Genomic DNA, 10,753 nt, shown 5'->3' with positions numbered 1-10,753 from the left:
GAAACAATCCAACTGTCGTCAACAGTGAGCGCGATACCCAGTATCTTGACCCCTGGGCCGGGCGACCATTTCGAATTTGTTCGCATGCCCGCCCATAGCGACAACCTCGCTAACGACAGGTGAACCACACAAAGTGAGGAAGAACCCCGTTAACTGCCAAACGACAATCGAAGTGATTTTGGATATAGTTCTTGATGCGCTTTTTTTGCCAAGGTGCCAGGAAGCAACTCATGCTTTCTTGCTTTTCAGGCGGTGTCTGTAAGACAGCGAGCAAAACAAGAATCTCATCGAGCCTAAGGCGAGTTGCGTCAGGATCGCGGCAGACCAGGGAGGCGGCATCCCTGAGCAAGCTCTCTATTCGGGCAGCGCTGATATTGCTGTCCTTACCATTCCATTCATGTGAGGCATTCATCGATCCATACTCCCAGCAGCATAGGGCCGCATAGCCGTTAAAACCAGGCGTGATTGTCCGGCGGGAGAGCGCGAATAGGCAAATCATTACAAGCTAATTTTTGTTAAACGTTGCTGCGTTTGTCCTCGTTCTATTGTGACGAGCCGAGTTCTACATCAGAAATGAGATGCCTGCTTTATGGGCCTGCTGTGGAGACAGCACTGATGTACCACCCTTCGACATCTGAAAAAGATAACGACCAATTTGGGGCCGACTGCAGCCTGGCGGGTTTCAGCCCGCCTTTGCGGTTAGGCGCCATTGAGCAACCGACCGTTGTAGGAGACGGTAGCGGCTGATCTATAGTCTCCCGGAAGCAGTCAACCGCGGGACACGCGGCACTTCCATTGGTGGACAGTATTGGAGAGCTCAATTGCAGACGGACAACCCTCCGACCTACCGCTTTACCGCAAAAGTCCATATTCATCATAAAAGCTCGCCAGGGATCACGATGGCCTACGTCATCGACGCCCAAGGCCTTTCGGTAACGCAAGGACGGTCCGTCAGACTCGTCCCATGGACTTCGTTTCGTTTCCTGCACCTTCACGTTACGAGTGGGGTCGGCACCACTGGGTTTCCAGTCCACAGTGCGCGTTTGCGGACGCTCTTCGCATCAAGGGAGCTATCCTCGCTGGATTGGCAGGGAGAGACAGGCCTCGATCGGTCCGCCGACTACGTTCGGTTCATGGAAGAACTGATTCCGTTTGCAGTCGCCCGTAACCCGCGTCTCCGCCTTCGATACGGCGGCGACCCTATGATGGAGGCGGCGGCCCCGATGGTGCTGACCTTCTTGATCCTACCGTTCGGCTTAATCCCACTTTTGATCTTCAAACCGCTCGGTGCGCTTGTTGCTGGTTGGAAAAAGCCGCTTGGCAAACTCGTGTTTGGGGCAATCAGCACGAGTTTAGGTGTAGTGCTGAACATGCTTCCCTGGTCCAGCGGCAAGCCGTTCAAGGCCGACGATCTGCCCATCGCAGAACTTCCGCCGAGATATCGGCAAGGTGGCGTCTGAAGACGTACCGATATGCCTGCGACGAGCTTCGAGGGTGAGACTGGGCCTGTCCACGGCGGGCTTCTTCGCCATGAAGGGAACCGAACCCGCGGCACCCACATCCGGCTCAACCCGTTGAAAGCACCTGTTGCGGCGTGAGCGCTATTATGGAACCTGCGCGCTGGCCTACGATTCTCTACGCCGAAGGCTGCCAACGATGGTACTGATCTCTTCCTCCAGGTGCCGCCCTCTGTAAACGAACGACGTCTCATGGCGCGCGTATTGGCCATTTCGATCGGCGCTGAGCCAGTTGTAGGAGCCGATGCAAAGCATACCCGTGTCGATTGCCACGATCTTGCTGTGCAACTTCGGAAGCTTGTGCAGCCGAACTCCGATTCTAGAGAAGACCCTCTCGACGGCTTCCATGTGAGTCAGTCCATCGGCAGCAGGGCCGAGGTTGAGCAGTGGGTCAGCAAACACGTCAATTTCGGCACCGCGCTGCACCGCAGCTTTAAAGGCAGTCAGAAGTCCAACACGTTCCATTGTAGATGCGATCACCCACGGGCTCACGATACTGTAGCGGCGGCCAGAACCGGATAGCGCATCCAGAAGAAAAGCATCGTGGCCTGCCGCATCCCGCAGCATCTGAATCTGACCGTCCCCCTGCTTCAGGTCCGTGCGCGGCTCGGCCGCAAACTCGAGCCCATTTTGCTCTGACCCGAACAGGAAGTCGGCAAGGATCGCCCTTGGTGACCCACTTTTCGCCGTCGCCATAACATCCATATCGCCAAACACCAGACAACTGTCCTTTGCCCGCGAGACCATCACGTTGAGCATGCTGGGCGAGGCGTCGATAAAACCGCCGTCTGCGTGTTTCGAGTAGACGGGCGAGAAGATCACGACCGGTCGTTCCGCGCCTTGCAGCGCGTGCACCGTTCCGATGGTCATCGCTTCGCGGCCTTCGATCGCGATCCTTCGACCCGCACAGGCGTCCCGAATCTCGCGAACCTGTCGGCCAAACGGGGTCACGATGGCGACAATATTTTCCAACGACCGGCCATAGCGCGCCTCCAGTCCAGTCCGATTGGCATCAAGCCAAGCAGCAATAGTTTGGGCCTCGAGCGGATTGCAACGGCTGCTTCCCGAGGTAACTGCACGGCCGTCTATGTGCAGATATCCAAGCGCCGGAAGACCAGCGTGTGTTGGCGCCTTTCCTCGCAACGGTCGCAGTTTCCCCTTGTAGCACAAGGCATTGCTGAAGCTGATGATTTCGTCGTAGCACCGCCGGTGCTCGAACAGATAGAGACCCTTCTCGAGATCCGGATAGGGCGACACTCGGCAGGCTTGCTGTGCGAGGCGCATGGCGCTGCCGCTAGTCGAACAAATCCCGCGGTCGACCAGGGTCTCGATGCCGGCGTCACTTTGGAGAAGGCCATTGTTTCGAAGATTGCTTACATCCACAGGCCGGGGAACCGATGAAATCGGTTCGATCTGTTGGGTATCACCAATCACCAGGGCGCGCTTCGCCAACGAGAAAGACGCGCCACAAACTTCTGGCAAGACCTGGCCGGCTTCGTCGACGATCAAAAGATCGATAAAATCAAAGAGATACTCGGTCGCCCATTTGCCACCGTCGCGGCGGGTGTAGGTCATCTTGCCTGGGAGGCTGGCAAATGTTGCCACAGCACAGGGCGTCAACATCATGCGGCGGTGCCAACGCGGGATGACTGTCGCCTTTCCGTTCTTGCCTTTGGACGCGACGATACCGGCGAGGTCAGCCTCCATTGCTAGAAGCCAGCGACCTTCCCAATAGTGCGTTGCCAGAAGAAAGAGGGAGAACCGACCATCCAGGTCAGCCCGACGTTCTAGTTCTGCAACGTCATCGGCCCCGCCCAGGAGCTCCCTCGCCTGGGTCCAGCTCCTTTCCGCCTCGAGAGAACTAACACGCAGGGCTCTAGCCGTTGCGAGTGACTTTTCAGCGGATTGCGACGCCTCCTCCGCAGCCCGAAGCTCCGCTCGGATCCTGTCCTCGATATCTGAAACCCGTCTTGCGGTCTCCAATCCTGGCATGAGTTTTCCGATGGCAAGCCGAGCTCGCGCTGCGCGCTTTTCTTTGACAGAGGTCAGGAAGCCGACCACCGTTGCCAGCGACGATTCCGACGCCAGATGCTGGTCCAGGGCGGCCCTCGCCGCCAGAAGTTTTTCAGTATCACCCGTTCGTCTCGCGGCCTCGTCGACGTACAGCGCTTCCGTCGCCGCCGGGTCTGGGCCTAGGGTTGTTTCGAGCAGAGACTGGACGGTACAATAGGCGCTGTTGGCGCGGTCGATCTGCGCAAGCTTGGCCACCTCATCCGCTATCCGCTTCTGCAGCGCGGCGACCACCGACCCCACATCCGGATTGTCTAGCTCGGGAAACGCTGTCCGTGCAGCCTCAAGATAGATGTCCTTTGCGCGCTCCACATAGACCACGGTCTCACGCTCGACCTGAAACTCTTCGGTTTGGTAGCGACGGGCTGCTTCAAGACGCCGGGAATGCGAGGCTAGAAACATCCCAAAGCTTTCCACATCAGGCAGCCACCGTCCTGCGAACGGACCCACTCCCCTATCGAAGTCCTTACCGAAGGCGTCAATGATGTTCGTCACCGCTTGATTGTTGGAAGACGCCGCCACGATCACGGGCGGCTCTGCACCACGAAGCGCTGCACGCACCCAGAGGCCCGCGACGGCAGATAGCAACATGGTGGTTTTGCCGGTCCCTGGCGGACCGTTCACGGCAATCACATCTCCAGGCGCTGAAGCATCTAGCCAGGCCAGAACCTGCCTTTGGTGTTGGGCCAACGGGAAGTTGGGGTTTGAATGACCAAGCCGTCTGGAAAACTCCTGTTCGATGCGATCGTCCGGCTCCGCGGCGACTCCGTCCGGCTGCGCAACCTGCTTCAGCAATGGTGTCTCGGGTTCATCAGCCAGAAGCTTGTCATAGAGGTCGAGGATACCCCGCACTGTCGCGTTCGCATCCTCGGCCAGTTCCAGAAACCCGGACCCAATTGGCTGATAGTCCGCATCCCCGCGTGGCCATCCCCGCGAAACGGCATCCACCATCTTGCGGCAATGGCCAAGGTAATCATCCCAGCTAGCGCCACCTGACATATCAGGAAGAGGCGTTTCGGTCAGAAATGCGTCCAGGTCGCTGACAGAACCGATTGTAAACTCACCAGACGGAAGCGGCGTCAGCAGATCGCGAGCAAGCGCGTTGCGCATTGGTGTAATCTGCCCATGTCGACCAACTGTCGCCTCCGTCACAACAGGCGCAACGATTTCCGGCAAGCCGCCCGCTCGCGCCACCCCGTGTGACAATTTTCGCGCCGTAACAAGTGGCCAGAACCGAACGGCAACTGTCTTTGCCGAAGCCTGGTCCCGGAACACTCGATCCAAAACCTCTCCTGGCAGCAAGCCGCTTTTAAGCGCACTCGCAGGAATTTCTACAAATCGCTTGCGATCAGACTGGGTGAATTTTCCCTCACCCAGCGCCCCGTCAGCCAGCGAGGCTCGCCAGTAGTGCAATGTGTCTCGCATAATTACATCCATGATATCATCGCTACTTTGGCTAGCTTGATTTGAAGGCAGACATACAAGACAGAAAGTACCATGTGATTAATCAACGAGCTTGAGACGCTTAGACCCACGCCAAACGCCCGAAATAATTGTCCCCGAAACGATCGCAAACGGAAAACACCGCCTGTTCATAGAGGAAGCGGCCGCAGGCTTAACCTTGCGCTTTGATATATGAGCGAGCACGTTGCAAGCGCAGTTACTTTCGGTAGAGTGACTTCGGGCAGATGCGTGGTGGGGGCGAAATCCGTGGGACGAGGGACGTGGCTATTTTTGAGTTTGCTGTCGACGTGCGTCGCGTCCTCACTCGCGACAGAAGCAGACGCTTCATGGCTGACGCTGAAACCTCCGATCGCACACGCCCCCAATGTAGTGCAAATTGTTCTGCGCCCGGCCCAGAAGAAAACTCACTGGCTTGTGGTATCCAGCCGCCCTACCTACGCTGAAGCAAACTCTGTCGCGCAGTCATTTGCGCCAACTTTGGGTCCGACTGCCATTGTTCGGTCTCGAAACGGCGCCTTTGCCATCATTGCCGGGACACTGAACGACGACAAGGCGAAGCCTAACTTAAAGACCCTCAAAGATTTACGCCTCATACCCCAGGACGCCTTTCTGAGCGATGGCACGAGCATTGAGGAGCTTCTTTCACATAGCTATCCGACCGGCGCCTCGACCGACCTTATGACGCAATCGGCACTGAACATGTCAGTACGACGGCTTCAGATCGCCATGAGCCGACTGAAATTCTATTCTGGACCTACAGATGGCTTGATGGGACCGGAGACAGTCAACGCTTTCACTGCATATACGGCATCGTTCGGGGTGCTGCAGGGGGAATACCTCAATGAGTATTCCCTGGGCGCAATGGAGCAGACAGCACAAGATGGTTTCCGTACAGCTTCAGAACGCCAGGCTGCTACGGCGTTGGGCTTCCAGGACGCCAATACGTATGCTGAGGCGCTTAAAGGTGGCTTCAGCAATCAAAACAATCTCGCTCAAGCAAAGAGCAGAGGATTTCAAACGCAGCGCGACTACGATGAGGCTCAAAGCGCCGGCTTTCGCAACTTCGAAGAATATCAGCAAGGTCGCGCAGGAGGCTTTGGCACTGCGGATGAGTTGAGGGCGGCGACCCGTTTTAAGATCGGCACGTCAGCTGAATACACGGCGTTCAGAGCTTCAGGATTTTCGGACGCTGAGACCTTCTTCAAAGCTCGCGAAAAAGGCTTTCGCGAGCGAGCCTCCTATGATCAATTCCTCGCGGCCGAACTCAAAGCGGCACGCTCCCGCGCTGGAGCGGTTCTCGATGACGCTCAGACTTTTATCCGCCTCAATCCGAGCGTTCCCAATCTCGTTGACGTCGCGGACAAGGCAGCATTGCTTGGAAAAGCGATCGGAGGCAGCTCTACACAAGGTGTGGAACAAGCGAGTTCTCAACTCTCAGCCCTCTTGATGCCCCTGCCTGGCTATTCCACTTTCACGGCCGCGAGAGAAAAGGAACGCCTTGAGAACCTTGCTCAAAGGCTCAACGCTGCGAAACAGGAAGCTGTTATCGTGCAAGCTTCATTGAGTAGGTGGATTGCCGCGAATATCTCTTCGCCGAACACATATCAGATAGTCGCACAACTCAAATCTCTCGCTGAAGTCGCTGGGTCGAGTGACCTGGAAAGGTTGCAAGTCGCTTTGCAAGAAGCCAAGACCGTCGCTTCACGCAATGGTGTCGAACTAACAGCTTCTCGTATTTCCGAACCCAATTCTAAATCCGCCGGAGATCCTGGAGCCGCAGTGCCATTCGCGGTGACGCCGACGAATGCGATACTTCTTCAGGGGGCGTTATCCGATGTTGTTGCACTCTATAATGCGTCACCAAGCGCTCCATATCTGAAGCGGACTCTGAATGGCGGATTTTCATTTGGTAATGGAACAGCTGCAATCTGTGTGATTGGGATAGAGAACACACCGACCTTCAGGCACGAGTTGAAAGGAATCCTCACGTCCCACGGGGTGACCTCGATAGACGTGTCGGTCTGCAAGGCAGAAACCGCCCTCAATAATGATATTCTCTTGCTTAACCGAAAGACGTTCCTGGAATCGAAGCCGAGTTTTGCCATCAACTTCATAGACGCAGTCGAAGCGAAAAGACTTCGTCTCTTTCAGGGCATCAACTATCCAGCGCTTGCTGCGAGGCAGGCAGAAACCGAGGCCCTGGTCCGTTCGATCGGAGACGGTGTAGCCGCAGGAACGCGTCAAGGTTACGGTGCGATGGAGCTGCCGACAGCCAAGGGTGATCTCTGCCTCATGGTCAGTGGCGAACTCGTCGTGCACGAGGAGATGCTGCGCAGCGTAACCGCCGTGACAGATGGCAAGAAATTGGCCGCGAAACGCCCATATGCCGATCTAGATCAGCTCTTTGCAGCTACACTTCGTGAAGAGTGCCGCGTCGTCTACGGAAGTGCTCAAACCCTCTCTCAGATCTCGCAAGCCTTGACACGTGAGGAAGTGAAATACTCGTTTCTTCCGACTTGGTTGGACGAAGATGTTCTATCGAAAGCTCTCGTGAAGAGGGCTGCCGAGGAGCAGGAAAAGGTGAAAAAGGCCGAAGCGGCCAGATTAGCGGCCGAGGAGCAGGCAAAGATTGCCGCTCGTCAACGGGAAGAGGACGCGAAAAACGCTACAACGGTCGAGTCGGAGCTGCAGAAACAGCACGGACCAGCCGCTACAGCGCGAGTAACGAAGGTTGCTGCTTACCTCCAATCCTTGGTGGGCGATTCATCAGCCCCGGCCGGTCGAGGAATGGCGAATTCCTATCCTGCTTTTCATCAATGGGTCGGCGCTCATCGCAACAACGGCTGGGAAGTGACGTCCGTCGATACTTCGGTGCAGGATTTCGGGGCAATAACTTGGAAAAGCAGGTCGCTTGAAGGAGTGGTTTCAAAAGCCATTGTGAAGTCAAAGAGTAGAGAGCGCGGCGAGTACCGAGACGACTGCTTTCTGTTCGCAATCGTGTTTGATGATGAATTCGACATGGTGCGTGATCCACTTGAAGGCAGCTGTTCCGACAACTCAGAGAAATTCCTAGAGTGGAAGGTTGGACACGATTTTCGAAGCCAATGGCTGGTTTCGCCGCAGACCGCTCGATGAAGGAAACCGACCAATGGATGGAAGAACGTTTTGGTGGGACGTTGAAGCGGCAGGTAGGGTCGGTCGTCGATAAGCGATCCTTCCGAAGCACAACATTCTCCAATGCAACAGTGTTCGTGAGACAGCAAGGCGTCCTCGCGCCGCACCAAACGGTCTGAGAGGGCGAGTTGCCCAGATTTCTGCGGCAGTCTCCGGCAGGCAGTGGGCTACCCGCATTTAGGCAGCTTCACGTCCCTCAGGCAAAGCATGAGCGAGCGAATGTCGCCGGTGCGTACATTGTTGACTGCCTCCAGGATGCGCGTTCGTTCCGCGTCCGTCGCCATCCGGCCTGTCGCCATGTTGAATTTTTCCTCCAGTTGCGACCACGACAATGGATTGTTCGCCTCCCCGAGCGGCGCTGTCACGTCGGATACGAGCCTCCGCTCGCCGCACGCGATCGTCACTCGCGCCAGCGTTTCGGCAGGAAACCGTGCGTCAAATTCCGGGTTGAGCGAAAGCTTTACCCTGCTCGCAATAGCCGACACACCCCGATGCGATAGTGCTTCCCGGGTCAACGGCAGAAGCGCCTGCGGACCCGCAACGGCGGCGAGCGCGAGGCAATAGGGAATGCTGTACTGAACGTCGATGAGGTTGGACGGTCTTACCCTGTTCGAGATGCGCAACGCGCCGCTGGTGGTCTCGACGTCGATCGCCTCAATCTCTTCCGACCTTATCCCGTGACAGTCAACTAGAGCCAGAAGAGCGTCGAGCGGCGCATGAACGTGACGGCAGCATGCGTAGAGCTTGAAATAGGTGTTGCAGATATGTAGTGACCTTCCAAGCGACAAGTCCTCTGCGAAATCGTATTGGCGGGGGCTGTCGAGGATGTTGCGCGGGCCGGTATGCCCGGCTTCGGCCAGGCCGAGCGCGACCAACCCTGTTACCACTGACCAGGGTATGCCCTCCTTGACGTCGCTGCCTTCGGGAGCAGATATGCGCGGCGCCGGAGCGCTTGCAAACAACTGGTTCGGGGCGCTTTCGCCAGCGATCGCCAAGGCATGCGCCACAGCATCGGCAGGGGTCCGGCGCAAAGCGGCGGCAGTCGCGACGACGGCATAGGCAGCCCAGGTTCCGCTATTACCATAGGTCGTGCGTGCGGCGGCAATGGTGACACCGACTTCGTAGCCGATAACGATAGCGCTTAGCATTTCCTCAAGCGAAGAACCGGCTTGGTGCGCAACGGCGAATGCCGCAGGGATGACCGCGGCACCGGGATGGCCCCGCGCTAGCCGGTGACCGTCATCGAGATCGAGCGCCGATGCTGCCGCGCTATTGGCCCATGCCGCACCGATTGCGCTGCCGGTCGCACCGGAAAACCAGATCGGAACCTCTCCCGATCCCATCACCGTCAATGCCATTCGGCGGACCGCGATCGACACCGTTTCGTCCAGCCCGGCCGCCGCCGCTCCCACGAGATCGAGAATGCTCCGGAAGGCCGCCTGCCTTGCCGCTTCCGGCGCAGGCTTTTGCCGCGCTTCCACCACATAGGATGCCATTCGCGCGATCGTACCGTCGCCGCATCGCGCTTCGCTGGTCTCGGTCGGATCGTCGGTCATGCCAGCGCCACCTTCCTATCAAGCAATCTCATGAAGCTACCGGATATCCATCGGTAGCCACTCTCACCAGCAGGTCGCGCTCGACCAGTCCGAGTTCCGGCAGGAGGTCATTGTCGGCGGTGAAATCCCGCCCATAACAGGCGCTCAATATCGCGACACCGCTCGTGTGCAAAGGCGCCGGGACCCCTGCCATTCGCGCGAGATAAATCGTCGTAACGAGCCCGAAGGGCACGTCTTCGAGAACATACCGGGTATTGATATCCTTCGGCCCCACCGGATCTTTCCCTTGCTGGGCAAGGTTGGCATAGACCTCGGCAACAGAGCCCCCCGAAATCCTGTGCGTCAGCGTTGAGTGATCAAATATCGTGCGCACCGTCTTGCCAAAGACCGCAGCGATCTCAAGCCGTTCCCGATCGAGGCCCTCAAGCAGCCTTGCGACCGCCGGCGTGACATTGGTGTTCTGGCCCCAGGCTTCACCACGCTCTATGCGCGTCAGATTACAAAGCGCAATGCCCATGTGGTTTTGCGGGTTCAGGTTGCTGAGCGCTATCGTCAGCATATCGTCCTTAATCAGGAAACGATCACCAAAGAGTTCTTCGCAAACTGCCCGTGCTTCGTCGGTGCGCCGAACGGGCAGCACCGCCATATCAACCTTTGCGCGGATTGCGCCGATCCGGATATGTGTGGACGATTGTGCCTTGCTTGTCAGGATGGTGGTGTTCCAAACGCCGATCGGAACCTCAATGCCACGTTCGCTCAGCCGCTTCGCCAGGTAGAGTGCAGCAAACGAGAGATGCCCGCTGATGATGACGGTGTGGCGAGGCTCGATATGTGGCACCAGATTGTCGAGCACCATCCGGTAGCCGTAGGCCGGCAGAGCCAGGATGATGATGTCGTTCTTCGCAAGCTCCTCGGCACTCCTGCATATTTCCAGATTGAAGTCGCCTTCGAGCGCTCCCGTTACCGTCAAGG

Annotated in this window: 6 protein-coding genes; 2 read left to right on the top strand and 4 right to left on the bottom strand. The window is 57.4% G+C overall.

Annotated features, from left to right (window positions below):
- Positions 1 to 109: 109 nt before the first annotated feature.
- Positions 110 to 412 (bottom strand): hypothetical protein, encoded by a 303-nt coding sequence (locus tag C5L10_RS32085; RefSeq protein ID WP_105433002.1) that lies wholly within the window; start codon positions 410 to 412, stop codon positions 110 to 112.
- A 409-nt stretch (positions 413 to 821) separates the two neighbouring features.
- On the opposite strand from C5L10_RS32085, the gene C5L10_RS32080 reads away from it, so the two are divergent.
- On the top strand, positions 822 to 1,460 hold the full coding sequence (locus tag C5L10_RS32080; protein ID WP_172717290.1) for a hypothetical protein: 639 nt from the start codon (positions 822 to 824) through the stop codon (positions 1,458 to 1,460).
- 165 nt (positions 1,461 to 1,625) lie between these two features.
- Here the strand turns inward: C5L10_RS32080 and C5L10_RS32075 are convergent, their stop codons facing one another.
- Complete coding sequence (locus C5L10_RS32075) at positions 1,626 to 5,024, bottom strand: AAA domain-containing protein (protein ID WP_105433001.1); 3,399 nt, start codon at positions 5,022 to 5,024, stop codon at positions 1,626 to 1,628.
- Between the two features lie 297 nt (positions 5,025 to 5,321).
- Between C5L10_RS32075 and C5L10_RS32070 the strand changes: the two genes are divergently transcribed.
- Positions 5,322 to 8,186 carry a peptidoglycan-binding protein gene (locus tag C5L10_RS32070; protein ID WP_172717289.1) on the top strand — a complete coding sequence of 955 codons (2,865 nt, stop codon included), beginning with the start codon at positions 5,322 to 5,324 and terminating at the stop codon, positions 8,184 to 8,186.
- 206 nt (positions 8,187 to 8,392) lie between these two features.
- Here the strand turns inward: C5L10_RS32070 and C5L10_RS32065 are convergent, their stop codons facing one another.
- On the bottom strand, positions 8,393 to 9,781 hold the full coding sequence (locus tag C5L10_RS32065) for an MmgE/PrpD family protein (RefSeq protein WP_105432999.1): 1,389 nt from the start codon (positions 9,779 to 9,781) through the stop codon (positions 8,393 to 8,395).
- A gap of 28 nt (positions 9,782 to 9,809) precedes the next feature.
- Positions 9,810 to 10,751, bottom strand: a complete 942-nt coding sequence (locus C5L10_RS32060; protein WP_245448346.1) for an NAD/NADP octopine/nopaline dehydrogenase family protein — start codon at positions 10,749 to 10,751, stop codon at positions 9,810 to 9,812.
- Positions 10,752 to 10,753: the final 2 nt, after the last annotated feature.

Origin of the sequence: Neorhizobium sp. T6_25, from assembly GCF_002968555.1 — a bacterium.
Taxonomy (GTDB): domain Bacteria; phylum Pseudomonadota; class Alphaproteobacteria; order Rhizobiales; family Rhizobiaceae; genus Neorhizobium.
Note: the sequence above shows the minus strand (reverse complement) of the source record. Positions and strands in the feature narration are given on the sequence as shown.